The following is a 25,660-nucleotide window of genomic DNA, read 5'->3' as shown; positions in this document are numbered from 1 at the left end:
GACATGCGCCGGCGGCCACGCGCCGCCGGCCGCTTGAAGGAGCCTGAAATGCCGTTGCAGACCCTGATCACCGTGACCGCCAAGCGCGACGGCTTCCGCCGCGCCGGCCGCGCCTGGTCCACCGCGCCCACCACCGTGCCCGCCGACGCGTTCGACACCGACCAGCTCGCCGCGCTGCACCGCGAGCCGATGCTGGTGGTCGAGGAGCGCCAGGCGGAAGCGCCCGAGGGCGACGCCGAGCCGGTGAAGGCGGAAGCACCCGAGGGCAACACCAAGTCAGCGAAGAAGGCCGGCAAGTGAGCCTCACGCTGCCCAGCGCGAGCGACCTGCTGGCGCACTACGCCGTCGGCGAGATCGCCGAGGTGGCCACGCCCAAGGACTATCCGGCGGTGGAGCCGGCCTTGCTGCGCGCGGCCGCCGCCGGCGATCCGCTGGACGCGTGGACGCCCGAGCAGCAGGCCGCCGCGCAGGCGGCGCTGGCGCGCATCGCCGTCGCCATCGAGCGCGCCGGCAGCGAGGCCGGCTACTACCTGCGCTTCCGTGCCGACACCGCCGCGCCGCCGGCGTGGCTCGCCGACGATTTGGCCGAGCTGGCGCGCTACCACCTCTACGACACCGCCGGCGCCAAGGATTCCACGGTGCGCCTGCGCTATCAGGACGTGATCGCGCGCCTGCGCACGCTGGCCGAGGAAGACGCCAAGGCCGGCGCGGGCGTCGGCGGTGCCGGCAGCACCGTGCAGGTGCAAAGCCGCGTACGGCTGTTCAGCCGCGACACGCTGGGAGACCTGTGATGCTCGACGCCCTGGAAGACGCGGTGCTGGCCCGGCTGGAAGCGCTGCGCGCCGCGCAGCCGCGCATCGTGCTGCAGGGCTACGGCGGCGAGCTGTCCGATCCCGACCTGCTGGCCAACCTGGTGCGCAGCGGCCCGGCCGTGCTGGTGACCGTGCCCAAGGTGACCTTCGAGCGCCGCGCCGCGCGGCGCTTCGGCATGGCCATCACCTTCCGCCTGGTCATGGCCATGCGCCATCCGCGCAGCGAGCGCGACACGCGCCGCGGCAATGCGACCGGCGTGGGCACCTACGCGCTGTGGGCGAGCTGCATGCAGTTGCTGGCCGGCTGGCAGCCGTGGGCGGACCGCCCGGGCTGCGAGCCCACCGAGTTCAACAACCTGGTCAGCGGCAGTTTCCAGAGCGATCACCTGTCCGTGCTCGGGCAGACGTTCCGCGTCGCCAACGACTGGAGCGTGCCGGAGCCCACCGATGCCCTGCCGATCGCCGGCATCGACCTCAGCTACTACCTGCAACCCGACGACGGCCAGGCCGATGCCGCCGACCGCGTCGACCCACCGGAGAACCCGTGATGCGCGTGCGCGCCGCCGACGGCCTGCGTGTGCCGATGGAACACGCCCCTCGCTCTTACATCGAGGCGAAACCGCAGGAGGTCGCGGATACGCCTTACTACCGTCGTCGGCTCGCCGCCGGCGAGCTGGTGCGCGTCGACGCGCCGGCCGCGCCGCCGGCAGAGGCCGCCACGCCGCCCGCGCCCAAGAAGGGGAGCAAAGCATGACCATCCAGTTCGACACCATCCCGGCGTCCCTGCGCAAGCCGGGCACGTACATCGAGTTCAACACCGCGCTCGCGGTGCGCACGCTGCCGGCGAACGCACAGCGCGTGTGCCTGATCGTGCCGCTGCTGACGGCGGGCGCCGCCATCGGCACCGCCGCGCCGCTGACGCCGATCCAGGTGAACGACGCCGACGCCGCCGGCGTGCTGTTCGGCGGCACCATCGCGGCCAAGATGGTGCAGGCGGCGGTGACGGCTAACCGTTTCCTGGATCTCTCGTGCATCGGCATCGGCGTGGCCGACGAAGTGACCGAGCCCGACATCACCGCGGCGCTCGACGCGATCGCCGCCGCCGGCTTCGACGTGCTGGTGAGCGCCTGGCAGAGCCAGGTCGCGCTCACCGCACTGCGCACGCACATCGCGTCGGTCACCGACGCGGTGAACCAGCAGGCCGTGCTCGGCGTCGCCGCCAGCACCGACACGCTGGCCGCCACCACTACGCTGGCCACGGCGCTCAACGCCGGCGCCATCACGCTGGCGTTGCTGCCCGGCAGCACCAGCAGCGCCGCCGAGATCGCCGCCGCCTACGCCGCGGTGATCGCCAGCGAGCAGGATCCGGCGCGGCCGCTCAACACGCTGCCGCTGACCGGCATCGCGCCGCCGCCGCTGGCCTCGCGCCTCACCCGCACCGAGCAGGAAACCTGCCTGGCCAACGGCGTCTCGCCGTTGGAGGTCGGTCCCGGCGAGGTGGTGCAGATCGTGCGCGCCATCAGCACCTACACCAAGAACGCCGCCGGCAGCGCCGACATCGCCCTGCTCGACCTCACTACCATGCGCACCCTGTACTACGTGCGCCGCGCCTGCCGCGACCGCATCGTCCAGCGCTTCCCTCGCTCGAAGCTGTCCGGCGCCACGCCGGAGAAGGTGCGCAGCGAGCTGCTGGACGTGCTGAAGAAGCTGGAGGAGCTGGAGATCGTCGAGAACGTCGACGCCAATGCCGCCGCGCTGGTGGTCGAGCGCTCGACGCAGGACCCCAGCCGGCTGAACGCCAGCATCCCCACCGACGTCGTCAACGGCCTGCACGTGTTCGCGGCCCGCGTCGACCTGCTGCTCTGAGAGGACCCCGGACCATGGCCGATATCTACGTCGGACTGATCGTGCTCGAAATCAACGGCGTCGAGTACGAGGTGCAGAGCTTCGAGCCGAACGTGAAGACCAACCGCAAGGTGGTCAAGACCATGAACCGCACCGGCCGCGCGCTGGGCCACGCGAAAGGCATCGAGGAATACGAACTCAAGGTCACTGTCGCCATCCCGAAATCGGGCGAGCCGGACTGGCGCGCGATGCTCGACGCCAAGCTGACCATCTACCCGCAGGACGGCGGCGGCAAGCGCGAAACCTACACCGGCGTGTTCCTGGTCGAGGTCGGCAGCAAGTTCGGCAGCGACAACGAAGCCACGCGCGACCTGACGCTGGGCGCGCTGAACTACTACACCGAATAACGCAGCGCCGGGAGACGGCCCGCCATGCCGGCAACGAGGCGGGAGGAAGCGATCGCGGGGCGCCACCGGCCACGGGCGCCCCGCGGCTTCGACGGAGCTTTGAATGCTCGGCTACATGACCGCAAGGCAAGCGCGCGCCGCCGGCTTCACGCACCACGGCAAGTATTTCGGCGTGCCGATCTGGATCGGCGACCTGGATTCCTTCAGCCCCGTGGTCGCAGCCAAATGGGCGCCGATGGAGGCCGTGATGACGCTATTCCATCACATCGAAGCGACGCTGCACGCGCTGCGCTATCCCGACCACCCGCCCGTGTTCCAGTTCTGGATCGGGCAACTCATCGACATCGAGGACAAGGCATGAGCGACAAACGCTGGGACGGACTCACCATCAGCGGCACGCTGCCCATCGGCGTGCTGTACGCCGGCACGCGCCACCGCGACTACACCCTGCGCGTGCCGCTGGCCGGCGACCTGGTCGACGCGCAGGAGGCCCACCCGCAGGGGCTGGTGCGGCTGGTCGCGCTGGACCTCTACCGCCGTCAGTTGCTGCAGTTGGGCGAGATTCCGGCAGAGGCGATCACCCTGGAGCTGCTGCGCAGCGAACTGACCGAAATCGACATGGCCGAGCTGGAGCGCGCGGACGCCGAGCTGGGAAAAAGGTTCGCGCCGCCGAGGCCGGGCTCCTCGACTGGCGCCGCGTCGAGCACGCCCTCGTCCGTCACGGCTACGCCCTCGCCGACATCCGGCGCATGACCCGCGCCGAGATCGAGACACGCCTCGACCTGCTCGCCGGGCGCACGCCCGGCGCCCGCAAGCGTTACGTCAGCACCCGCCGCCGTCGTTGAGACTGCCTGATGAGCGAGATGAAAGTCGGCTTGAGCGTGCGCGCCGAGGGCAAACAGGCCCAGCGCGAACTGCAGCAGACCGCCGAAGCCACGCAGAACCTCGGCCGCGCCACACGAGATGTCGGCAAGGCGGCGCAGACCGCCGGCGCGCAGGTAAAGCAGGCCGCCAGCGCGCAAGCCGCCGCCATCCGCCAGGCCGCCGCAGGCACCGCCGATGCGCTGGCCGACGTCAAGCGCAGCGGCGGCGCGGCCGGTAACGCCATCAAGCGCGGCATGCAGGACGGCGTGCGCGAAGAGCGTCGCGCCGGCGAAGAAGCCGACCGCCTGGGCGACCGCATCAAGCGCATGCTGCGCCGCGTGGGCGACAGCGGCGGCGTGTTCCGCATCATGGGCCGCGCGGTGCGCAGCGAGCTGAAGCACATCAAGAGCGCGATCGACAGCACCATGGGCAAGCTGGCCGCGTTGGGCGTCGGCTTCAAGACCGGGCAGGCCGTGGTCGCCAGCGCGCGATTGGATCGCGCGCTGATCCGCACGCGCCAAACCGCCGACATGACGCCGGCGCAACAGGCGGACTTGCGTACCCTGCTGTTCCAGCTAGGCCGCAGCAATGGCAACGACGTGGACCGTCTGCGCGAAGGTTTCGACACGTTCGTCGCATCTGGCCTCTCCTACCAACCAGCGAAGGAAGCCATCAAGGCCGTCGACGTTGGCAGCACGATCAGTGACGCCGATCCCACCACACTGGCACGCGGCCTGTTGGTGGGTGCCAAGGCATTCAACTTCGACCTTGCCGAACCTGGCCGCGCGCTCGACATGCTGGAGAAGATGATCGTGGCTGGTCGCGCGGGCAATGCTGAACTGGAGAACCTGTCCGACATCTTTGCTCGCATCGGCCCCAACGCTACGCGCGCCGGACTCGGCTTCGAGCAGACCTTGGCCTTGGTGGAGACGCTTTCCGGCCTGGAGATGCAGCCCGAGCGTCTGGCGACGTTGGGCGAATCCACGTTGCGCCTATGGTCGAACGCCAACTACATGCGCGCTGCAGAGAAGGCTACGCATGTGCGGTTCTTCAATCAGGACGGCTCGCGACGCGACATCGTCGACGTGCTTGCCGACCTGAAAGGTCGTTACGACAAGCTCGGCACCGACCGACAGCGCATGCGCTTCATCTCAGCGGCGTTTGGTCATGCCGATCTGGATACGCAGAAGGGCATCCAGTTTCTGCTGACCGGCAACAACCTGCAGACGTTCCGCGGCACGCAACAACAGGTGGCACAGGCGCATGGTGTGGCGAGCCGCGATCTCGCTGAAAACCGCGCCAGCGCCACGGCTGTCGCCGGCCGCATGCGCAACACGCTCGGCGAAGCGATCGATCGCATGGCGCAGCCGATCAACAAGGCATTCGCGGATGCTGGCAGCTACCTGCTCGACGACCTGAATCTGAGTGGCGAGCAACTGATCGGTGGCACCTTCGTAGCAGGCCTTGGCGCCCACTCCCTTGGCCGCTTCGGCAAGTACGGTCTGGGCAAGATCAGCAAGTGGCTCGATGGCGGCACCGATACATTGCGGAACATCGCCGTCGGTCGCGCGTTGCATGACGCGACCGGCGTGCTTCCGGTGTTCGTCACGAACTGGAGTGGCGCGCCCGCTGCTGCGAGCGGTGGAACGCCGTCGGTTGTACCCACGGGCACCGCTGCCAAGGTCATCGGCGGCGCGGTAGTACCCATCACCGTATCCAGTGCCATAGCCGTCACGGCAGTGCAGCGCGAGAGTGCTATTGAGAACGCGATCGACAGCGGCAAATGGCGCGCCGGCGGCCGCTACGCGAGCCTGCAACCGCTCGATGAGCGACGCCACCTGACGCCCGAGGAGGTCAGCGCGCGCCAGGCAGTGATGCAGGGCATGCCTTTCGAGCAGTGGCGCGCACAGCACGGCGATACGCGCGGATGGTGGCAGCGCTTGAACGAAGGCCCGCGCGACGACTACCTGCGCTGGGTGGCGAGCCAGGCAGCGAAGCTGGACAGCCCCGCTGCTGGCAAGAGCGCATCGCCCGACCAGGTTCAGCAGGTCACCGCCGCGCTGGACGCGGCGCGGCGCGCTTTCGAGTCGATCCTCGGCAAGCCGCTGCGCATCGAAGTGACCAGCGACACGCCGGAGCTGCACGCCAAGGTGGTGCAGCGCGCAGAGCGGGAGGCGCGGCGCGGATGAGCTGGAAAGACACCCTGCTCGATGCAAGCTACCGCGACGTGCCGGTGCAGCTGCTGGACGACACGCTGGCGGCGCGGCGCGCACTGGCGCAGCATGGCATGCCGTACCGCGACGGCGACACCGTCGAGGATCTCGGCCGCGAAGCGCGGCGCTTCGAGCTGCAGGCGGTGTGCTTCGGCGACGCCTACGAGGCAGCGCTGCAGGCACTGCTGCGCGCGCTGGAGGCGCCGGGCGAGGCCACGCTGATCCACCCGGTGTACGGCAGCGTCACGGTGCTGCCCGAGCAGTGGCAGGTGCGCCACAACGCCGAGCGCCCCGACTACGCCGAAGTCGCCATGACGCTGGTGGAGGCCGTCGAGGATCCGCAGTTCTTCGGGCGCGTGTTCCAGTCGGCCGAGGGCGCACTGGCGGCGGGCGTCGACGACGGCATCGACTGGCAGGACCGGCTGCGCGACCTGCTCAGCCGCGTGGACAGCCTGGCCGCGCAGGTGCAGGCGCTGATCGGCGCCGGTTGGGTAAGTCTGGCGGAGCACCTGCTGGGCCTGCCCGGCATCGGCTTGCGCCTGGCGCAGTTGCGCAGCCAGACGCTCGGCGTGCTGTCGAGCCTCGCCGGCATGACGGGGGCCGCCGTACCCAGCTTCGACCCTGTCGGCGTGCCGGCCCGCGTGCCCACCGACATGGCCGACCTGATCGAGGCGTCCATGCCGCGCACTGCCACGGGCGGCGCCGACGCGCCGCGGCTGCTGACCGGCGCTGCGCTGCCCAACCAGGTACCCGGCGCCGGCGACCTGCCAGGCATCGCGCAGCGAGCGTGGGCCACCGTGCTCGCGGCCGCGCGCAGCGCGAGCACGCCGCAGCTCGCGGCGACCGCGCAGGACGGCGGCCTGGACGTGCCGCAAGGGCTGCCCGCCGATCCGGTGGCGGCGCAAGGGTTGGCGCTGGTCACGCTGGCGGCGACGCAGCAGGCGCTGTCCGTCGCCGGCATCACCGCCGAGGTGCTCGATGCCGAGCGCGCCACGCCGACGCTGACGCCGACGCAAGTGGACCTGCTCGCCGGCCGCGCACGCGCGCTCCTCGAGGGCGCGGCGCTGCTGCACCGGCGCCTGTACGCCGTGGAGCCTGCGCTCGACGTGATCGAGCCGATGCGCAACATCGCCGCGCTGCTGCAGGCGGCGGCGCGTGGCGTGATCGTGGCGCGGCCGCCGCTGGTCGATCGCGCGGCCGCCTCGGCCGCCTGCCTGCGCCTGCTGGCGCACCGCTGGTACGGCGACCACCGCCGCGCGCCCGAGCTGCTGCGCCTCAACCCGACGCTGCGGACGCCCTACGACATCGAGGCCGGCGAGGTGCTGCGTGCCTACGCCCAGTGAACGCATCCGCCTCACCGTGGGCGGCGTGGCCAACGACACCTGGACCGGCTGGTCGGTGGACAGCGACCTGCTCACGCCGGCGGATGCCTTCGAGCTGGAGCTGTACACGCGCGGCGCGCCGACGCTGCCGCCGGAGGTGGCCGAGGGCGCGCCCTGCACGCTGGACCTCGCCGGCGACGCCGTGCTGACCGGCGTGATCGACGAAGTGGAACACGAGGTGGACCGGCGCGGCCACACCGTGCGCATCGTCGGTCGCGATCTCGCCGCGCCGCTGGTCGATTGCTCGACGCCGTTCGTGAGCCTGCGCGAGGCCAGCCTGCAGGAGATCGTGGACCAGGTGGTGAAGCCGCTCGGCGTCAGCCGCATCGAACTGCGCACCGACACCGCGAAGGTGCGTCGGCGCATCCAGGTGCAGCCGGGCCAGTCCGCCTGGCAGGCCCTGCAGCAAGTCGCCGAGGCCAACGGGCTGTGGCCGTGGATGGAGCCGGACGGGCGCCTGGTGGTGGGCGGCCCCGACTATGCGACGCCGCCCGTCGGCGTGCTCGTGCTGCGCACCGGCACGGCCGCCACCGGGAACAACGTCGAACGGTTGTCGGTGCGGCGCTCGATCGCCGACCGCTACAGCCAGGTCACGGTGCTCGGCCAGCACGGCGCCTTCGAGGGCGACGGCTGGGACACCGACCGCACCACGCTGCAGGCGAAGATCCAGGACACCGCGCTCGCGCGGCGTGGCATCTTCCGCCCGCGCGTGGTGTTGGACAGCGGCTGCGACAGCACGGACCTCGCGCGCGCCCGCGCGCAGAAGCTGCTGGCCGACAGCGAGATGGCCGGCTTCGAGGCCGTGGCGCTGGTGCCGGGCTGGCGCGCCAGCGGCGGCGCCGTGTGGACGCCTGGCCAGCGCGTGCGCCTGGTCAGCGAACCCCACGGCCTCGATGGCACCTTCTTCCTGATGGCGCGCACGCTGCGCCTGACGCGCCGCAGCGGCGCGATCACCGAGTTGCGCCTGCGCGAGGACAAGGCGTGGGTGGTCACGGCGCACACCAAGCGGCCGCGCAAGCGCAGCGGCGACGACATGGAGCGGCTGCAGTGAGCCTGCACCGCCTGATGCACCGTGCAGCGGCCGCGACTCAGGCCGGCGTGCGCCAGGCGCTGCGCGGCGTGCTGCGCCGCCTCGACGCCACTCAGCCGCTGCCGCCGGCGCAGGTGGCCGGCCTGGCCGGCGAGAAGCTGGCCGTGGAGCTGATGCAGCACTACGGCATCGCCAGCGCGCCGCTGGCCGGCGCCGAAGTGATCGTGCTGCCGATCGGCGGGGCCAGCGCACATGGCGTGATCATCGCCAGCGTCGACGGCCGCTATCGCATCCAATTGCAGCCGGGCGAGGTGGCGCTGCATACCGACGAAGGCGACCACGTGCACCTCAAGCGCGGTCGCCTGGTCGAGGTGGTCACCGACACCCTGCTCGTGCAGGCCGGCACCAAGGTGCGCTTCGAGTCGCCGCGTCTGGAACTCACCGGCGACGCACAGATCGACGGCAATGCGCACGCCGACGGCGACGTGAGCGACGGCGTGCGCAGCATGCAGGCCGACCGCGACATCTACAACGCCCACACCCACGGCGGCGTCAGCCCCGGCGGCAGCAACACCGCGCCGCCGAATCAGCAGGAGTGACCGATGGACGCAGGCATCGATCCGCGCACGGGCGACCTTACAGGCGGGCGAATCACCACGCTGGCCAACGCCGTCTACCTTCGGCTCATGGTGCCGCTGGGCGGCTGGTGGGCGGACCCGGCGCTGGGCAGCCGCCTGCACGAGTTGCGCCGGCAGAAGGATCTGGACCGCATCGCCGTGTTGGCTCGCCAGTACGCCGAGCAGGCGCTGCAGCCGCTGATCGACGCCGGCCGGGCGCGCAGCATCGTGGTGACCACCGAGCGTCCGGCCGATGGCCGCCTGTTGCTGCGGATCGAGGTAGTGAACGCCGGCGGCCGGCAGCAGACCTTCGAACATCCTGTGAGCGTGATTTGAGCGTGCACTGATGGCCCTTCAAACGCCCGATTACGACGCCATCCGCAGCGCGATCCTGCGCGACATCCGCAGCCTGTTGCCGGACGCGGACATCGGCCCGGACAGCGACCACTACGTGCGCGCCGCGGGCGTCGGCGCGGCCGTGGAGGGCATCTATCAGCACCAGGCGTGGCTGTACCGCCAGATCTGGCCAGACACCTCCGACAGCGAGGCGCTGGAGCGCCATGCGGCGATTCGCGGTCTGGCGCGCAAGCCTTCGGTGGCGGCCACGGGCGAGATCCGCGTAACCGGCTGGACGGGCACCACCGTGCCCGCGGGCACGGCCGTGCGGCATGCCAACGGCACTCTGCTGTCGACCACCACCGACACGCCGATCGGTGCCGACGGGAGCGCGACGTTGCGCGTGGCAGCCGCCGTCGCTGGTGCGGCCGCCAATGGCCTGGACGGCGCCGTCACTCTCACCAGCCCGCCGCTCGGCGTCGATGCTGCGGCAACGATCACCATGCCGCTCGCCGGCGGTGCCGACACCGAATCCGATGCCGACCTGCTGCAGCGCCTGCTGAGCCTCATCCGCCAGCCGCCGGCCGGCGGCAACAAGTACGACTATCAACGCTGGGCACTGGACGTGCCGGGCGTGGTGGCTGCGTACGTGTACCCGCTGCGTCGCGGGCTCGGCACGGTGGACGTGGCGATCGTCAGCGCCGACGGCTTGCCCACGGCCGAACTGATCGCCACGGTGCAGGCGCATATCGACGATCTGCGGCCCGTGACTGCCTGGGACAGCCTGGTGCTCGCGCCCACCCTGGTCACGGTGGATGTGTCAGCGCAGGTGAAGCTGGCGGATGGCTACACGCTGGCCGACGTTCAGGCGGATGCCGCCGCACAGTTGGCCACCGCCGTGAATGCGCTGGCGCCCGGCGACATCGTCTATCGCTCGCGCCTGGAAGCGATCATTTCCGGTCTGGCTGGCGTGGTGGACCGCACGCTCACCGCGCCCGCCGCCAACGTCACGCCGCTGGTCGATGCGACGCACATCGAATGGGCGCGCATCGGCACCGTCACGCTGGAGGTCATGCCGTGACGCTGGCCGATCTGCTGCGTGCGCTGCTGCCGCCGACCGCCTACGACCCGCAAGGCGAGACGGTGGGCGCCGTCATCACCGGCGAAGCCAATGCACTGCAGGCGGCCATCGACAGCGCGCAGGCGATCTCCGACGCGATGGACCCGCAGGTGGCTGACAACGCGGCGCTCGCCGAGTGGGAGCGCACACTGGCCATCACGCCTCGCCCCGACGCGAGCCTGGCCATGCGTGCGCAAGCGGTGCTGGCCAAGCTGGCAGCACTGGGCGGCCTGTCCATCCCTTACTTCACGCGCCTGGCCGCCGGCATGGGCTACGGCGTCGCGATCACCGAGCCGCGAGCCTTCCGCTGCGGCATCAGCCATTGCGGCGAGCGCCTCTACGGCGAGGACGTGGTGTTCGTCTGGCAGGTCACCATCACCTCGCGGCCCGCCGGCGCCGACGCAACCACGGACGCCGCCTTGCAGGTGGTGTTCGACGATCTGAAACCGGCGCACACGCTGTGCCAGTTCCTGGAGGCATGACATGCGGCGCATCGACACCCCCGATGGCCTGTACCACGACTTCGATCCGCAAAGCGGCGAGGCCGGCACCATCGTCAAGGCCGCCCCGATGAACGCGATCCAGGAAGAGATCATCGCGGTCATCACCGGCGCCGGCCTGACGCTCGACCCGAACGCCAACAACCAACTCTGGCAGGCGATCCAGGCGATCACCGGCGGCGGCGTGGCGTGGGGTGCCATCACGGGCAAACCCGAAACCGCGACGCGCTGGCCGACGTGGCTGGAAGTCACCGGCAAGCCCGCGACGTTCACGCCTACCGCGCACACCCACGACTGGGCCGACCTGATCAACGTTCCCGTGTATGCGACGCGCTGGCCGGCATGGACCGATGTCACCAGTAAGCCGGCGACGTTCCCGCCGGACGCGCATACGCACGCCATCGCCAACGTCAATGGTCTGCAGGCGGCGCTGGACGCGAAGGCGCCACTGAATGCGCCGGTGTTCACCACACGCGCGAGCGTGAACACCGCGAACAATCAATGGGGCTTGTGCGTCAACCTGGCGGATGGGAGTGCCGCACGCGGTGGCATCTGGTGCGAATCCGACGGCATCAGTCTGGTCAACGCGAACACGTGGGGCACGCCCTTCAAGTTGTTCAACGACGGTACCGTGAAGATCGGCGGAACGGGGTGGTCCCAGATCACTCTGGGCAACGGCAGCGTCGCCGTGACCGGCGCGCTGACGGCGACGGGCGGCTTTCAGGTCGGCTCGTCCGAACACCTGAAGACCGACCTGGAACCGCTGCCCTACGGGCTCGACGAAATCGACGCCATCGCCGTGCGCCGCGGCCGCTACATCCCCGAGTTCACCGCCGACGGGCGGCGCCGCCTGTTCGTGATTGCCGAGCAGCTTGCAACCGTCGTCCCTGAAGCCGTGTTCGAGGATGGCATCGAACACGACGGCAAACGCTACGCGTCCGTCGAGTATTCGCAGCTTGTGCCGGTCCTGATTTCGGCCGTGCAAGAACTGTCCGCGCGCCTGCGCGCCATTGAAAAAGCGAGCCTGATCGCATGACCACGAACGCACGCGTCCGCAACATCGCCACCGGCGTCGACGCCGAAATGATCGCCGAGCAGGTCCATTTGTTCTACAACCCGCAGGACGGCAGCGGCAGCGTGTCGTTTCAGGGTCGCGAAAGCCTGTTCGTGAACGGTGCCTATCAACCGCTGGCGGGCGACTTCAACATCCTGCAGGCGCAGCTCGCCGATATCGCCGCGCGATGCTTCGCGCCGGCCGGCACCGTCGACCCCGTGACCGGCGCGGACCTGAGCCAGGTCAGCGCCGCCGGCCTGGTGCTGATCGTTAAAGCCGCATACGACGTGATGTTCAACGAACGCGCGGCGGCGCAGGCGGGCGCGTGATGGCAAGCGGCTTCCGCAACAGCGCGGGCGTCGACTTCGACAGCCTGTTCGATCCGTACCAGCAAGGCACGAAGCCGGCCAACACCGGGCATCGCACCAGCGACGGCGTCGATCTGGCGAACAGGTATGCGCCCATCGCATTCGGCACCAAGGCTCCGGATGTCGGTTTCCGTCTGTCGTCCGGCGCGGACGTCAGCACGCTGTGGGCCGCGAAGGGAACAGCGAAGTACACGCTGCCATTCGATGGCGCAACGTACACGGCAGGCGAAACCGTCCCCGCGCAGTCGCAGGGATCGGCGTCGCTCGCGCTGCGGCTCAAGATCGACGGAACGTATGACATCGTCCGTTCGACGTCACACAACGGCAGTTCCACGCTCGCGACTGGTACATGGAACACGGGCGGCGGCGCGGTCAGCAATTACCAAGTGCTCGCGACGGTCACGGACACGGGCGGCGGAACCGGCCCCGGTACCATCACGAACGACGCGGCGACATGGGTAAGCCTGTCGACGCAACGCAACGTGAGCGTGGCGCTGGGCCCGTACGGGCCTTCGTCGGGGTCGCACGACGCCATCGACACCGTGCGCGTGCAGATCCGTCGCGCATCGGATGGCGTGGTCCTCACGGACTCGACGTGCACGTTCAACGTGTCCGTCGACGGCTCGGTCTGAGGAGGCCCATCCATCGACGAGCGCAGCGACCTGACAAGTACCCAAGACACGGAGCGGCAGCCGCATGTGGGAGCATGCGACTACCGCCCGACCACGCATCAGCCGCGTGAGATCAAGCCGAGGCTCCGTGCACCTTCGAAGGTCCGGCAAGCCTCCACCATCGACCTCTCAAAGGCTGAGACCGTGACCAAACCGATGTTCCCCTGGCTCGGCGCCAAGACGCGCCTGGCACCCAAGCTCCTCCCGCTCTTTGACAACCAGCACACCACCTACGTCGAGCCCTTCGCCGGCGGTGGCGGCATGTTCTTCCAGCGCCCGGAGCCTTCACGCGTCGAAGTGCTCAACGACATCAACGGTGAACTGGTGAACCTCTACCGCGTCGTCCAGCACCACCTGGACGAGTTCATCCGCCAGTTCCGCTGGGCGTTGACCAGCCGGCAGGTATTCCTCTGGGAACAGCAACGCGTCCCCGAGAGCCTGACCGACATCCAGCGAGCGGCGAGGTGGTACTACCTGCAGCGGCTGGCCTTCGGTGGACGCGCCACCGGCCAGACCTTCGGCACCTCGCCCAAGGCCGGGCCTAGGCTCAACCTGCTGCGGCTGGAGGAAGACCTGAGCGCCGTGCACCTGCGCCTGGCGCACGTGACCATCGAGCACCTGGACTGGCGGGAGTGCATCGAGCGCTACGACCGGCCGGAGACGTTCTTCTTCCTCGACCCGCCGTACTGGAAGCTCGCCGGCTACGGCGTCCCCTTCGGCTGGGACCAGTACGAGGCCCTGGCAGTCGCCATGCGCCGCCTCAAGGGCAAGGCGCTGCTGACCCTCAACGACCATCCCGACATCCGGGCGCTGTTCGCCGGCCTGCGTACCACCCGCCTGACCACCCACTACACCGTCGGCGGCGGGCGTGGCCAGCCCCGCAGCGAGCTGGCGATCCGCAGTTGGTGAGCCCACGGACAGGGGCGGTGTCACGTACCCTGCCGCCTGGCCCCCGGCAGCCGCGTCACCCGCCTACTGGCGCCGGCACCACCCATGTGCACACCATCTGTCGCCCGCGCGCAACCCAAATGGCGCGCTACATCGAACGGACGAGCGCCCGGCATGGATGCCGGGCCGGGACAGCGCATCAGGGACGAATGCTGGCCAAGCGTCGATGGTGCGATAGACAAGCAAGAGAAAGTCACCCGCTCGCGGCAGCGAGCGGAACAAGGTGAGCTGCGGCAAACGTTCCATCAGGCGCCTTGCGGCGCCGCCACACTCACCCTGCCCCTCTCCCGCCCGCGGCGGGGGAAGGAAGCTGTCGACGCGCGGCGCGACTTGCCGAACAACGATGGCAGAGCTACGCGCGGTGATAGGGATGCCCCGCGACGATCGTCGCCGCGCGATAGAGCTGCTCGACCAGCACCAGGCGCACCAGCATGTGCGGCAGGGTCAGCGGGCCGAGCGACCAGCGCTGGTCGGCGCGCGCCAGCACTTCCGGCGCGTGGCCGTCGGGGCCGCCGATCAGGAACACGAGGTCGCGGCCGGCCATGCGCCAGTGCGCGAGCTGCCGCGCCAGGTCCTCGCTGGACCAGGCCTGGCCGCGGCCATCCAGCGCGATCACCTGGGCGTCGCGCGGGATCGCCGCCAGCACGGCGGCGCCTTCCTCGGCGATCGCGCGCGCGGGATCGCGGCCCTTGCCGCGGTTGCCCAGCGGGATCTCGACCAGCTCCAGCTTGAGGTCGCGCGAGAGGCGCTTCTCGTACTCGGCGTAGCCGCCGGCCACCCAGGCGGGCATGCGTTCGCCGACGGAGAGGATGCGGGCGCGCATCGGATTCGCGTTGCGTGAGCGTCGCTCCGGCGCCGGTGGGCACCGGGTGGGAAACGCGTCGCGCGGCGCAGGCGCGCCGCGCTCAGCCCGCGTTGGCGGCTTCGGGCATGTCGTCGCCCACGGTCCACAGCCGCTCGAGGCCGTAGAACTCGCGGATGCGCGGCAGCATCACGTGCACGATGATGTCGCCGAGGTCGACCAGCACCCACTCCGCTTCCTGCTGCCCCTCGACGCCGAGCGGCAGCACGCCCGCCTGCTTGGCGAACTTGATGACTTCGTCGGCGATGGACTTGACGTGGCGGCTGGAGGTGCCGGAGGCGACGATCAGCAGGTCGGCGATCGACGTCTTGCCGCGCACGTCGATCTCGCGGACGTCTTTGGCCTTGAGCTTGTCCAGCGCGTCGAGCACGCGCCTGCGCAGGGCCTGGTCGGAAGTGGAAGGAAGGGGTTTCTGGACGGTCTTGCGGGATGTCGAACGTGTGGCCAAGTGCGCCTTACCTCGTCGGGCGCGCGGCTGCGCGCGGGGCCAGTATAGCGCCGCGATTCCGGCCGGAAAGTGGCTGCGGTCGGCGGCTCCGGCCGCGGGTTCAGCGGGGCGTGCGGTACGGCGCCAGCAGGGCCGGGTCGGCCAACAGCGCCTCGGGGACGAGGTAGCGCGGCTCGCGCCCGGCGGCCAGCAGCGCGCGCACGCGGCTGGCGGAGATGTCCAGCGCAGTCACGGCGATCGCCAGCACGTGCCCCGCCGGGGCGGCACGCAGCGCCGCGGCGTCGCCGACGCGGCGCGGGGCGACTTCCGCCGCGAGTTCCGCCGGCAGTGCCGGGGCGGCGCCGGGCCGGGTCAGCACGCCGAGGTGGGCCTGCGCGAACAGTTCGCGCCAGCGATGCCAGGCAGCGAGTCCGGCGAAGGCGTCGGCGCCCAGCAGCAGCACCAGCGGCCGCGCCGGGCCGACCTCGCGGCGCAGGTCGACCAGGGTGTCGATCATGTAGGACGGCCCGCCGCGTTCGATCTCGCGCGTGTCCAGCGTCAGCCGCGACTGCCCGGCCAGCGCGGCGCGCAGCAGGGCGACGCGCTCGGCGGCGCCGGCCTGCGGCGGCGGCCGGTGCGGCGGCACGTGCGCCGGCAGCAGGCGCACCTCGGCGTCCAGCGCCTCGGCCGCTTCCCAGGCCACGCGCAGGTGGCCGAGGTGCACCGGATCGAAGGTGCCGCCGAGGAACGCGAGCATGCTCATGCCAGCGCCGCGGCGGCGCGCGGCTCGGCAATCGCCACGACCAGGCGCTCCAGCTCGCGCCACGGATCGCCGGATGCGCGGCCCTTGGCCATGCGGTCGATCGAGCCGGCGCGCATCAGGCAGCGCGCCCAATGATCCGCCGGCGCGCGTTTCAGCGCCTTGCGGAACAGCTGCTCGCGCGCCTGCCACAGACCCTCGGCGCGCGCGGCGGCGGCGAAGTCGCGCGCCGCGGCCAGGCGCGCGGCGATGCCGAGCTGGCTGATCAGCCAGCCGAGCAGCGGGATCAGATCCTCGCCTTCGCCGCGCAGCCCGGCCAGCACGCGCAGGGCGCGCGCGCCGTCGCCGCCGAACGCGGCGTCGCTGAGGCGGAAGGCGTCGTAGCGCGCGCTGTCGGCGACCAGCTGCTCCAGCGTCGCCGCATCCAGCCGGCCCTCGCCGTGCAGCACGGCCAGCTTGTCGATCTCCTGCGCGGCGGCGAGCAGGTTGCCCTCGACGCGCCCGGCCAGCAGGGCGATCGCGTCGGGGGTGGCGGCGAGACCGCGCGAGCGCATGCGCTCGCCGATCCAGCCGGGCAGCTCGTGCGGCTTCAGCGGCCACACCGGCACGTACACGCCGGCCTGCTCGACCGCCTTCACCCACGCGCCCTCGCTGCGGCGGTCCCACTGCGTGCAGGTGATCAGCAGCACGGTGTCGGGCGGCGGCGCCGCGCAGTACTCCGCGATCGCCGCGGCGCCGTCCTTGCCGGGCTTGCCGCCGGGCAGGCGCAGGTCGAGCAGGCGGCGCGCGGCGAACAGCGACATGCCGGCGGCGGCGCGGGCGAGCTCGTTCCAGTCGAAACCGGATTCGGCGTCCAGCACCTCGCGTTCGCCGTAGCCCATCGCGCGCGCGCGCGCGCGCAGCGCGTCGGCGGCCTCCAGCAGCAGCAGCGGCTCTTCGCCGGCCAGCAGATAGACCGGCGCGAGCTGCTGCGCGCCGAGCGCCTTGTGGAACTGGGCGAGTCCGGTGGGCATCGCTCAGCGCGGCGACGGCCCGCCGTCGTCCTGCGGCGGCGCCGAGGACTCCGGCTGCAGCACCGCCTGCGGATGCAGGCGCGCGGCTTCGAGGCGGCGCATGATCGCCTGCACCATGTCGCGGGTGAGGCCGCGGCGGATCTCCTCCTGCTGCGCCTCGTTGCCGACCACCTGGGTGGGGTCGAAGGTGTACTCGCGCGACATGTCGATCACCTGGCGCGCCACCACCGGCTTGCCGTCGGCGGCCTTGACGTCGAACTCGACGTGGTAGCGCACCGCGTACTCGGTGATGCGCGCGAAGCCGCTGACGGTCAGCGCGTCGGTGCGGAAGGCGGCGACCGGCACTTCCAGCGTGGCGATGCCCGGGCCGGGCGCGTCCTCCACCGTGGCGCCGGACAGGCGCACGGCGAGACGCAGCTCGCGCGGCAGGTCGCCGCCGCCGTTGACGTCGAGATACACGCGCTGCATCGCCTCCGGCAGCGCGGCGCTGCGGCGCAGGTGGAAGCCGCAGCCGGCGAGCAGCAGCGCGGCGCAGGCGGCGAGGAGGAGCGGCAGTCGGCGCAGGGTCATGTGCGGATTCCGGGCGAAGGGGACGGACGCGCGATGCGCGGATCGTACGGCCTGCGCCGGTGCCGTGGCGAGCGCCGGCGCGGCGTGCCGCCGCCGACGCGCGCACGCATCGGCTCAGACCACGATGTTGACGATCTTGCCGGGCACCACGATCACCTTGCGCACCGGCTGGCCGTCGATGAACTTGACCACGTTGGGCTCGGCCAGCGCGATCTTCTCGGCCTCCTCGCGCGGCGCCGAGGCCGGCACCTCGATGGTGCCGCGCAGCTTGCCGTTGACCTGCACCGCCAGCGTCACCGCCTCGCGCACCAGCGCCTGCGAGTCGGCCTGCGGCCAGGGCTGGTCCTCGAGCAGCGTCTCGCCGTGGCCCAGCGCCTGCCACAGTGCGTGGCAGACGTGCGGCGTGATCGGGTTCAGCAGCAGCACGATCGCCGCGAACGCCTCCTGGCGCACGGCGCGTCCCTGCGCGCTCGCATCGTCGAACCTGCCGAGCGCGTTCAACAGCTCCATCAGCGCGGCGATCGCGGTGTTGAAGGCGTGGCGGCGGCCGATGTCGTCGCCGACTTTCTGGATGGTTTCGTGCAACTGCCGGCGCATGGCGCGCTGGCGCGCGTCCAGCGCGGCGACGTCCAGCGCCGGCGCGGGTCCGGCGGCGACGTGCGCGTGCACCTCGCGCCACAGGCGCTTGAGGAAGCGCGCCATGCCCTCGACGCCGGCCTCGTTCCACTCCAGCGACTGGTCCGGCGGCGCGGCGAACATCGAGAACAGGCGCACGGTGTCGGCGCCGTACTTGTCGACCATCGTCTGCGGGTCGACGCCGTTGTTCTTCGACTTCGACATCTTCTCGATGCCGCCGATCCGCACCGGCCGGCCGTCGGCCTTCAATACCGCGCCGACCACGCGCGCGCGCTCGTCGCGCCGCACCTCGACGTCGGCCGGGTTGATCCACGTCTTCGAGCCGTCGGCCTCGTCGCGGAAGAAGGTCTCCGCCACCACCATGCCCTGGCACAGCAGGCGCGTGGCCGGCTCGCCGGAGCGCACCAGGCCGGCGTCGCGCATCAGCTTGTGATAGAAGCGGAAGTACAGCAGGTGCAGGATGGCATGCTCGATGCCGCCGATGTACTGGTCGACCGGCAGCCAGTAGTCGGCGCGCGCGTCGACCATCTCGGCCGCGCCCGGACTGGTGTAGCGCGCGTGGTACCAGCTCGACTCCATGAAGGTGTCGAAGGTGTCGGTCTCGCGCTCGGCCGCGCCGCCGCACTGCGGACAGGTGGTCTTGCGCCACTGGGGATCGGCCTTGATCGGCGACTGCACGCCGCTGAAGGCCACATCCTCGGGCAGCACCACCGGCAGCTGCTCTTCCGGCACCGGCACCGCGTCGCACTTCGGGCAGTGGATGATCGGGATCGGGCAGCCCCAGTAGCGCTGGCGGCTGACGCCCCAGTCGCGCAGGCGGTAGTTGACCTTGCGCCGGCCCTTGCCGGCCTGCTCCAGCTCGGCGGCGATATGGTCGAACGCCTCGCGGTAGTTCTTGCCGTCCATCGCGCCGGAGTTGATCACCACCATGTCCGGACGGGTCTTGTCGGCATACCAGTCCTTCCAGCGCGCGGGATCGTAGGCCGCATCCGCATCGGCCGCGTCGATCGCGATCACCTGCTTGATCGGCAGCCCGTACTTGTGCGCGAACTCGAAATCGCGCTGATCGTGGCCGGGCACGGCCATCACCGCGCCGGTGCCGTAGCCCATCAGCACGAAGTTGGCGATCCACACCGGCAGCTTCTCGCCGCTGACGGGGTGCACGGCATGGAAGCCGGTGGCGATGCCCTTCTTCTCCTGCGTCTCCAGCTCCGCCTCGGAGACGCCGCCGTGGCGGCAGTCCTCGATGAAGCGCGCGATCGCCGGATCGGCCGCCGCGGCCTTGGCCGCCAGCGGGTGCTCGGCGGCGATCGCCACGTAGGTGGCGCCCATCAGCGTGTCCGGGCGCGTGGTGAACACGGTGATCGGCTCGGCCTCGCCCTCCACCGCGAAGCGGATCTCCAGGCCTTCGGAGCGGCCGATCCAGTTGCGCTGCATGGTCTTCACCGCCTCCGGCCAGCCGGGCAGATGGTCCAGCTCGGCCAGCAGTTCCTCGGCGTAGGCGGTGATCTTCAGGAACCACTGCGGGATCTCGCGCTTCTCCACCAGCGCGCCGGAGCGCCAGCCGCGGCCGTCGATCACCTGCTCGTTGGCCAGCACGGTCTGGTCGACCGGATCCCAGTTGACGACGCTGTTCTTGCGGTAGACCAGCCCCTGCTTGAACAGGCGCACGAACATGCGCTGCTCGTGCACGTAGTACTCGGGACGGCAGGTGGCGAACTCGCGCGACCAGTCGATGGCATAGCCCATCTGCCTGAGCTGCGCCTTCATGTGCTCGATGTTGGCGTAGGTCCACTTCGCCGGCGCGGTGCGGTGCTTGATCGCGGCGTTCTCGGCAGGCAGGCCGAACGCGTCCCAGCCCATCGGCTGCAGCACGTTCCTGCCGTTCATGCGCTGGTAGCGGCTGATCACGTCGCCGATGGTGTAGTTGCGCACGTGACCCATGTGCAGCGCGCCCGAGGGGTACGGCAGCATGGACAGGCAATAGAACTTCGGCTTCGAGGGGTCTTCCTTCACCTCGAAGGCGCGGGTGGCGTTCCAGAACTGCTGCGCGGCGGCCTCGACCGCCTTCGGATCGTAGTGTTCCTGCATATCTCGGGTGTCGGCTGGAGCGGGCGCCGGCGCGGCGCGGCGGCTGCGTGACGGGTCAGCCTACCGCAGCGCAGCAAAAGCGCCAACCCGACATGTCCGCGGGCGACGTCCCGCCTCGCGACCAAGGTCGCGCCGTCCCCCCTGCCGAATGGCACCCGCGCGGCGGCGGCATATCGCCAAAGATGGAGCATCGACCATCCACACACTTGGGGAACCGCCATGAAGCCACGCCTCGCCGCGGCGATCGCCGCCGTACTCGCCGTTTCCGCCGCGGCCGTCTGCGCCGCCGACGCCCCCGCCGCGCCGGCGGCGACCGTGCTGCAGTGCGGCCGCCTGCTCGACGTGGCGGCCGGCAAGATGCTCGGCCCGACCACCGTCGTGATCGAGGGCAACCGCATCAAGGAAGTCGTCACCGGCGCGCAGGAACGCCCCGGCGCCCAAACGATCAGGCTGCCCGCCGCCGACACCTGCCTGCCCGGCCTGATCGACAGCCACACCCACCTCACCGGCCAGACCAGCCCCACCGGCTACAGCGACCAGTTCCGCTGGAACATCGCCGACTACGCGGTGCGCTCGACGGTCTACGCCCGGCGCACGCTGATGGCCGGCTTCACCACCGTGCGCAACCTCGGCGACACCGACAACGAATCGGTGGCGCTGCGCAACGCGATCAACGCCGGCATCCTGCCGGGTCCGCGCATCTTCACCGCCGGCGTGCCGATCGGCTCGACCGGCGGCCATGCCGATCCCACCGACGGCTACCGCCAGGACCTGGCCGGCGACCCCGGCCCCAGGCAAGGCATCGTCAACAGCCCGGAGGACGCCTGGAAGGCGGTGCGCCAGCACTACAAGGACGGCGACGACCTGATCAAGATCATGCCCTCCGGCGGCGTGCTGGACGAAAGCGCCAGCGCCGACAACCCGCAGATGACGCTGGAGGAGATCAAGGCCGTCGTCGCCGCCGCACACGACTACGGCTACACCGTGGCCGCGCACGCGCACGGCGCCGAGGCGATCCGCCGCGCGGTGCTGGGCGGCGTCGACTCGATCGAGCACGGCACCTTCATGAACGACGAGGACATGAAGCTGATGAAGCAGCGCGGCACCTGGTACGTGCCGACCATCATCGCCGGCAAGTACGTCGAGCAGATGGCGGACAAGCCGGGCTACTACCCGCCGCAGGTGGCGGCGAAGGCGAAGCAGGTCGGGCCGATCATCCAGGCCACCGCCGGGCGCGCCTACAAGGCCGGCGTGAAGATCGCCTTCGGCACCGACGCCTCGGTGTATCCGCACGGCCAGAACGCCAAGGAGTTCGAGTACATGGTGCAGGCCGGCATGCCGCCGCTGTTCGCCATCCAGGCTGCCACCACCCACGCCGCCGAGCTCCTGCGGCAGGAGAAGAACCTCGGCAGCATCGCCCCGGGCAAGTACGCCGACGTCGTCGCCGTGCCCGGCAATCCGCTGGACGACATCACGCTGATGCAGAAGGTCGATTTCGTGATGAAGGACGGCCAGGTGTACCGCAACGACGCCGCGGCGGCGCCCTGAACGCGCACGCGAACCGCACCGCGACCGCGCCCGGTCCGCCGCAGCCTCCCGCGTCATTGCGGCGAACGCCGGAATCCAGCGCCCGCAGCGCACAGCCGGGGCGCTGGGTCCCCGCTTTCGCCGGGACGGCGGCGCGGGACGAACGACTCGGTCCCGGCCTTCGCCGGGCCGGCGGCGCGGGGCCGGGGGGCGCCCCGTATCGGCGGCGAAACACCGGACGGCGGCGCTTCGTCCCGCGGCGGGCTGCCTTGTATTCACGGGCGCTGGCACAATCTACGGCGATCTGGATCACGGACCGCCCTCATGAACGCCGCCCCCGCCGCCTCACCCTTCGTCTTCGACGTCACCCAGGCCACGTTCGAGGCCGAGGTGCTGCAGGCCTCGCTGCAGCAGCCGGTGCTGGTGGATTTTTGGGCGACCTGGTGCGGCCCGTGCAAGACGCTCGGCCCGCTCTTGGAGAAGCTGGTCGCCGAGTACGACGGCGCCGTGCGCCTGGCCAAGGTGGACTGCGACAAGGAGCAGATGCTGGCCGGCATGTTCGGCATCCGCAGCATTCCCACGGTGATGCTGGTGCGCGACGGCCAGATCGTCGACGGCTTCCAGGGCGCGCTGCCGGAAAGCGCGCTGCGCGAGTTCCTGTCGCGCCACGTGCAGCCCGGCGCGGCGCCGGCCGAGGAAGCGCTCGCCGAGGAAGCGGAGGACTACCTCGCCGAGACGCCCGAGGAAACCATCGCGCGCCTGCAGCAGGCCATCGCCGGGCAGCCCGACAAGCCGGAGCTGAAGCTGGATCTGGCGCTGGCGTTCATGCGCGCCGGCAACGCCGCCGCCGCGGAAGCCGAGCTGGACGCGCTGCCGGCCAACCTCGCCACCGACGATCGCGCCAGGCGTCTGCGCGGCCAGCTCGACTTCGCGCGTGCGCTGGAAGGCGCGCCGCCGATGGCCGAGCTCGAGCACCGTCTCGCCCGCAATCCCGACGACCACGCCGCGCGCGACCTGCTCGGCGTGCGCCTGCTGGTGGAAGGCGAGACCGCGGCCGGGCTGGAGCAGTTCCTCGACATCCTGCGCGCGCAGCGCGACTGGAACGACGGCCAGGCGAAGAAGCGCCTGATCGCCGCCTTCAACGTGCTCGACGACGCCGAACTGGTCGGCACGTACCGGCGCAAGATGGCTTCGCTGCTGTTCTGAGCGGCCATGATCTGGCGCGGCTTCGAGCACCGCTCCGATCCGCTGCTGCCGCGCCGGCGCTTCGTCCGGCGCGTCGCCCGCACCCTGCTCGCCGGCATGATCGTCGTCGCCGCCTCGCTGGCGATCGGCATGCTCGGTTACCACTGCACCGAGGGCATGGGCTGGCTGGACGCCTACGCCAACGCGGCGATGATCCTCTCCGGCATGGGTCCGCTGGCGGCGCCGCAGACCGGCGCCGGCAAGCTGTTCGCCGGCAGCTACGCGCTGTACAGCGGACTGGTGGTGATGTTCCTCACCGGCCTGCTGTTCGCGCCGTTCGCGCACCGCCTGCTGCACCGCTTCCATCTCGAGCGCGATAAGGGCTCTTCGCAGCCATGAACCTGTCTCCGCGCACCCTGCGGCGGGTGATGAACCTGTGGCCGCCCTACCTCTTCGCCGGCGTGCGCGTGCTGGCGATCGCCGACGACTGGCGCTCGGCGCGCGTCGCCCTGCGGCTGACGCGCTGGAACCGCAACTACGTCGGCACGCAGTTCGGCGGCAGCCTGTTCGCGATGAGCGATCCGTTCTGGATGCTGCTGACGATGCACCGCCTCGGCCGCGACTACGTCGTCTGGGACAAGGCCGGCGCGATCGACTTCATCGCGCCCGGCCGCGCCGACGTCTACGCCGATTTCGAGCTGGACGACGCCGTGGTGGAAGAGCTGCGCATCGCCGCGGCGAACGGCGAGCGCGTGCTGCGCTGGTTCGAGACCGAGCTGAAGACCGCCGACGGCGAGGTGATCGCGCGCGTGCGCAAGCAGCTCTACGTGCGGCTCAAGGCGCGGACGCGCGAGGCCGCGGCGCCCTGACGCGCGCGATCGCCGCCAGCGCCTGCGCCAGCAGTTCGCCGCGCGGCCGTGCCGCATCCAGCCGCAACGCGTCCCGCGGCGGCGGGGCGAAACGCGCCGCCACCGCATCGACCAGCGCCGGCGTGCGGTCCGGTGCCGGATGCGCGCGCTGACGCGCCACGCGCCGCCGCGCCAGCGCGGGCGGGCAGTCGAGATGCAGCCAGAGGACGCGCGCGCCGTGGCGGCGCGCCAGCGCCTGCAGGCGGCGCCGGTCGGCCTCGCGGGCGAACGTCGCGCCGTCGACGATGCAGCTTCGCCCGGCGCCAAGGTGCAGCGCGGCCGCGGCCAGCACCGCCGCAAACGCGGCGCGCTTCTCGCCGGCGCCGGCACCGCCTTGCGGAAACATCGCCGCCCGGATAGCGTCGCGGCAGACTCGCGGCAGGCGCAGCCGCCGTTGCAGCGCCCGCGCCAGCGCGCTCTTGCCCGCTCCCGGCAGGCCGAGCGGCGCGATCAGCAGGAGAACCGGGGGCGCGGGCACGGCCGGATTGTCCCACGCGGGCCTGAACATCGCTTGGGCTAGAATCGGCGGGCTTGTCCATGGGGTTTCCGTGAACATGAACCACGCCGTCGCCGGCGCCAGTTTCGACATCCCCGGCTACCGCATCGTGCGCCAGATCGGCCAGGGCGGCATGGCGACCGTCTATCTGGCGATCCAAGTGTCGCTGGGGCGCCCGGTGGCGGTGAAGGTGCTGGCCGCCGAGCACACGCCGAACGACGAGGCCGCCACGCGCTTCGAGCAGGAGGCGCGCACGATCGCGCGCCTCGACCATCCGCACATCGTCAGCATCTACGACGTCGGCCGCACCTCGACCGGGCAGCTCTACTACACGATGCCCTACCTGCCCAACGGCGACCTCGGCCGGCGCAAGCTGGGCGAGCAGCCGGCGCGCATCGTCGAGATCATGCGCGCCCTGCTGAAGGCGCTGGCCTACGCGCACGAACAGGGCATCGTGCACCGCGACGTCAAGCCGGAGAACGTGCTGTTCGACAAGCTGGACCGGCCGCTGCTGGCCGACTTCGGCATCGCGCTGGCCACGCGCAACCACCTGCGCGTGACGCGCGAGGGCGCGACGCTGGGCTCCTCCGGCTACATGAGCCCGGAGCAGGCGCGCGGCCAGGCCACCGACGGCCGCTCCGACCTCTACAGCCTCGGCGTGGTCTGCTACGAGCTGTTGACCGGCGAACTGCCGTTCCACGGCCCGGACGCGCTGTCGGTGGCGATCGCGCATCTGGAAAACCCGGTGCCGCGGCTGCCGCCGATGAAACGCCTGTGGCAACCGCTGCTGGACCGCGCCATGGCGAAGACGCCGGCCGAGCGCTACCAGAACGCGGAGGAGATGCTGGAAGCGGTCGAGGAACTGGCCGCGCGCCTGGAGAACGGCGAGACCGGCGGCCTGCGCGCCTGGCTGGACGCGCACCGGCCACGCCCGGGCCGCGGCGCGCTGGTCGGGCTGGCGGCGCTGGCCGGCGCCGGGCTGCTGCTGGCCGCGCTGGCACGCGTGGCGCATGCGCCG

At 71.0% G+C, this 25,660-nt stretch carries 31 protein-coding genes; 24 read left to right on the top strand and 7 right to left on the bottom strand.

Features of this window, described 5'->3' with window-relative positions; translation table 11 throughout:
• The first annotated feature begins 48 nt into the window (after positions 1-48).
• From MBSD_RS08205 to MBSD_RS08115, 19 genes are all read left to right on the top strand, one after another.
• Positions 49-300 carry an HI1506-related protein gene (locus MBSD_RS08205; protein ID WP_062536786.1) on the top strand — a complete coding sequence of 84 codons (252 nt, stop codon included), beginning with the start codon at positions 49-51 and terminating at the stop codon, positions 298-300.
• On the top strand, positions 297-791 hold the full coding sequence (locus MBSD_RS08200) for a phage protein Gp36 family protein (RefSeq protein ID WP_062536784.1): 495 nt from the start codon (positions 297-299) through the stop codon (positions 789-791). Before MBSD_RS08205 ends, MBSD_RS08200 begins: the two co-directional genes overlap by 4 nt.
• Positions 791-1,360 (top strand): phage protein Gp37, encoded by a 570-nt coding sequence (locus MBSD_RS08195; protein ID WP_062536783.1) that lies wholly within the window; start codon positions 791-793, stop codon positions 1,358-1,360. Before MBSD_RS08200 ends, MBSD_RS08195 begins: the two co-directional genes overlap by 1 nt.
• Positions 1,360-1,566: a DUF2635 domain-containing protein gene (locus tag MBSD_RS08190; protein WP_062536782.1), complete on the top strand. Its 207-nt coding sequence runs from the start codon at positions 1,360-1,362 to the stop codon at positions 1,564-1,566. Before MBSD_RS08195 ends, MBSD_RS08190 begins: the two co-directional genes overlap by 1 nt.
• A complete protein-coding gene (locus MBSD_RS08185; RefSeq protein ID WP_062536780.1) occupies positions 1,563-2,678 on the top strand; it encodes a phage tail sheath subtilisin-like domain-containing protein in 1,116 nt (371 codons plus the stop codon). The genes MBSD_RS08190 and MBSD_RS08185 overlap by 4 nt, the downstream gene beginning before the upstream one ends.
• Before the next feature lie 14 nt (positions 2,679-2,692).
• A complete protein-coding gene (locus MBSD_RS08180) occupies positions 2,693-3,064 on the top strand; it encodes a hypothetical protein (RefSeq protein ID WP_062536779.1) in 372 nt (123 codons plus the stop codon).
• Between the two features lie 103 nt (positions 3,065-3,167).
• Positions 3,168-3,425 carry a hypothetical protein gene (locus MBSD_RS08175; protein ID WP_062536778.1) on the top strand — a complete coding sequence of 86 codons (258 nt, stop codon included), beginning with the start codon at positions 3,168-3,170 and terminating at the stop codon, positions 3,423-3,425.
• Positions 3,422-3,817, top strand: coding sequence for a hypothetical protein (locus MBSD_RS08170; RefSeq protein ID WP_062536775.1), 396 nt, complete (start codon positions 3,422-3,424; stop codon positions 3,815-3,817). Before MBSD_RS08175 ends, MBSD_RS08170 begins: the two co-directional genes overlap by 4 nt.
• Before the next feature lie 101 nt (positions 3,818-3,918).
• Positions 3,919-6,117, top strand: a complete 2,199-nt coding sequence (locus MBSD_RS08165; RefSeq protein ID WP_062536774.1) for a phage tail tape measure protein — start codon at positions 3,919-3,921, stop codon at positions 6,115-6,117.
• Positions 6,114-7,484, top strand: coding sequence for a DNA circularization N-terminal domain-containing protein (locus MBSD_RS08160; protein WP_062536772.1), 1,371 nt, complete (start codon positions 6,114-6,116; stop codon positions 7,482-7,484). The genes MBSD_RS08165 and MBSD_RS08160 overlap by 4 nt, the downstream gene beginning before the upstream one ends.
• A complete protein-coding gene (locus tag MBSD_RS08155; protein WP_062536770.1) occupies positions 7,468-8,574 on the top strand; it encodes a phage baseplate assembly protein in 1,107 nt (368 codons plus the stop codon). The genes MBSD_RS08160 and MBSD_RS08155 overlap by 17 nt, the downstream gene beginning before the upstream one ends.
• Positions 8,571-9,152 (top strand): phage baseplate assembly protein V, encoded by a 582-nt coding sequence (locus MBSD_RS08150; protein ID WP_201797470.1) that lies wholly within the window; start codon positions 8,571-8,573, stop codon positions 9,150-9,152. The genes MBSD_RS08155 and MBSD_RS08150 overlap by 4 nt, the downstream gene beginning before the upstream one ends.
• Positions 9,153-9,155: 3 nt before the next feature.
• Positions 9,156-9,506, top strand: a complete 351-nt coding sequence (locus tag MBSD_RS08145) for a phage GP46 family protein (protein ID WP_062536768.1) — start codon at positions 9,156-9,158, stop codon at positions 9,504-9,506.
• 10 nt (positions 9,507-9,516) lie between these two features.
• Positions 9,517-10,587 carry a baseplate J/gp47 family protein gene (locus MBSD_RS08140; RefSeq protein WP_062536767.1) on the top strand — a complete coding sequence of 357 codons (1,071 nt, stop codon included), beginning with the start codon at positions 9,517-9,519 and terminating at the stop codon, positions 10,585-10,587.
• Positions 10,584-11,108, top strand: coding sequence for a putative phage tail protein (locus tag MBSD_RS08135; protein ID WP_062536765.1), 525 nt, complete (start codon positions 10,584-10,586; stop codon positions 11,106-11,108). The genes MBSD_RS08140 and MBSD_RS08135 overlap by 4 nt, the downstream gene beginning before the upstream one ends.
• Position 11,109: 1 nt before the next feature.
• Complete coding sequence (locus MBSD_RS08130; protein ID WP_062536763.1) at positions 11,110-12,162, top strand: tail fiber domain-containing protein; 1,053 nt, start codon at positions 11,110-11,112, stop codon at positions 12,160-12,162.
• Positions 12,163-12,209: 47 nt separating this feature from the next.
• On the top strand, positions 12,210-12,509 hold the full coding sequence (locus tag MBSD_RS08125; RefSeq protein ID WP_187300595.1) for a hypothetical protein: 300 nt from the start codon (positions 12,210-12,212) through the stop codon (positions 12,507-12,509).
• Positions 12,509-13,180 (top strand): hypothetical protein, encoded by a 672-nt coding sequence (locus MBSD_RS08120; RefSeq protein ID WP_062536759.1) that lies wholly within the window; start codon positions 12,509-12,511, stop codon positions 13,178-13,180. Before MBSD_RS08125 ends, MBSD_RS08120 begins: the two co-directional genes overlap by 1 nt.
• A gap of 183 nt (positions 13,181-13,363) precedes the next feature.
• Complete coding sequence (locus MBSD_RS08115; protein ID WP_114693228.1) at positions 13,364-14,128, top strand: DNA adenine methylase; 765 nt, start codon at positions 13,364-13,366, stop codon at positions 14,126-14,128.
• Positions 14,129-14,519: 391 nt separating this feature from the next.
• Here the strand turns inward: MBSD_RS08115 and rlmH are convergent, their stop codons facing one another.
• The 6 genes from rlmH to leuS form a co-directional block, all read right to left on the bottom strand.
• Positions 14,520-14,990: a 23S rRNA (pseudouridine(1915)-N(3))-methyltransferase RlmH gene (rlmH, locus tag MBSD_RS08110; RefSeq protein WP_062536755.1), complete on the bottom strand. Its 471-nt coding sequence runs from the start codon at positions 14,988-14,990 to the stop codon at positions 14,520-14,522.
• 82 nt (positions 14,991-15,072) lie between these two features.
• Positions 15,073-15,399, bottom strand: a complete 327-nt coding sequence (gene rsfS, locus MBSD_RS08105) for a ribosome silencing factor (RefSeq protein ID WP_114693227.1) — start codon at positions 15,397-15,399, stop codon at positions 15,073-15,075.
• A gap of 178 nt (positions 15,400-15,577) precedes the next feature.
• Positions 15,578-16,219 (bottom strand): nicotinate-nucleotide adenylyltransferase, encoded by a 642-nt coding sequence (gene nadD / locus MBSD_RS08100; RefSeq protein WP_062536752.1) that lies wholly within the window; start codon positions 16,217-16,219, stop codon positions 15,578-15,580.
• Positions 16,216-17,229: a DNA polymerase III subunit delta gene (gene holA, locus MBSD_RS08095; protein WP_062536750.1), complete on the bottom strand. Its 1,014-nt coding sequence runs from the start codon at positions 17,227-17,229 to the stop codon at positions 16,216-16,218. The genes nadD and holA overlap by 4 nt, the downstream gene beginning before the upstream one ends.
• A gap of 3 nt (positions 17,230-17,232) precedes the next feature.
• Positions 17,233-17,799 carry an LPS-assembly lipoprotein LptE gene (locus MBSD_RS08090; protein WP_062536749.1) on the bottom strand — a complete coding sequence of 189 codons (567 nt, stop codon included), beginning with the start codon at positions 17,797-17,799 and terminating at the stop codon, positions 17,233-17,235.
• 114 nt (positions 17,800-17,913) lie between these two features.
• Positions 17,914-20,526 (bottom strand): leucine--tRNA ligase, encoded by a 2,613-nt coding sequence (gene leuS / locus MBSD_RS08085; RefSeq protein WP_062536747.1) that lies wholly within the window; start codon positions 20,524-20,526, stop codon positions 17,914-17,916.
• 219 nt (positions 20,527-20,745) lie between these two features.
• On the opposite strand from leuS, the gene MBSD_RS08080 reads away from it, so the two are divergent.
• The 4 genes from MBSD_RS08080 to MBSD_RS08065 all read left to right on the top strand — a co-directional run bounded on the left by MBSD_RS08080 (position 20,746) and on the right by MBSD_RS08065 (position 24,107).
• The gene (locus MBSD_RS08080; protein ID WP_062536746.1) at positions 20,746-22,074 is read left to right on the top strand and encodes a metal-dependent hydrolase family protein; all 1,329 of its coding nucleotides are present in this window, start codon (positions 20,746-20,748) and stop codon (positions 22,072-22,074) included.
• A gap of 303 nt (positions 22,075-22,377) precedes the next feature.
• On the top strand, positions 22,378-23,259 hold the full coding sequence (trxA, locus tag MBSD_RS08075; RefSeq protein ID WP_062536745.1) for a thioredoxin: 882 nt from the start codon (positions 22,378-22,380) through the stop codon (positions 23,257-23,259).
• Between the two features lie 6 nt (positions 23,260-23,265).
• Positions 23,266-23,637 (top strand): hypothetical protein, encoded by a 372-nt coding sequence (locus MBSD_RS08070; RefSeq protein WP_062536743.1) that lies wholly within the window; start codon positions 23,266-23,268, stop codon positions 23,635-23,637.
• Positions 23,634-24,107: a DUF4442 domain-containing protein gene (locus MBSD_RS08065; protein ID WP_062536741.1), complete on the top strand. Its 474-nt coding sequence runs from the start codon at positions 23,634-23,636 to the stop codon at positions 24,105-24,107. Before MBSD_RS08070 ends, MBSD_RS08065 begins: the two co-directional genes overlap by 4 nt.
• On the opposite strand, the gene MBSD_RS08060 is transcribed toward MBSD_RS08065, so the two are convergent.
• The gene (locus tag MBSD_RS08060; RefSeq protein WP_187300593.1) at positions 24,073-24,624 is read right to left on the bottom strand and encodes a P-loop nucleotide/nucleoside kinase family protein; all 552 of its coding nucleotides are present in this window, start codon (positions 24,622-24,624) and stop codon (positions 24,073-24,075) included. The two genes, MBSD_RS08065 and MBSD_RS08060, sit on opposite strands and share 35 nt — an antisense overlap.
• Positions 24,625-24,700: 76 nt before the next feature.
• Between MBSD_RS08060 and MBSD_RS08055 the strand changes: the two genes are divergently transcribed.
• Positions 24,701-25,660: serine/threonine-protein kinase (locus MBSD_RS08055; RefSeq protein ID WP_148667835.1), on the top strand; the 960-nt coding region annotated here is incomplete at its 3' end.

Source organism: Mizugakiibacter sediminis, assembly GCF_000953855.2.
In the GTDB taxonomy this organism is placed as follows: Bacteria; Pseudomonadota; Gammaproteobacteria; order Xanthomonadales; family Rhodanobacteraceae; genus Mizugakiibacter; species Mizugakiibacter sediminis.
Note: the sequence above shows the minus strand (reverse complement) of the source record. Positions and strands in the feature narration are given on the sequence as shown.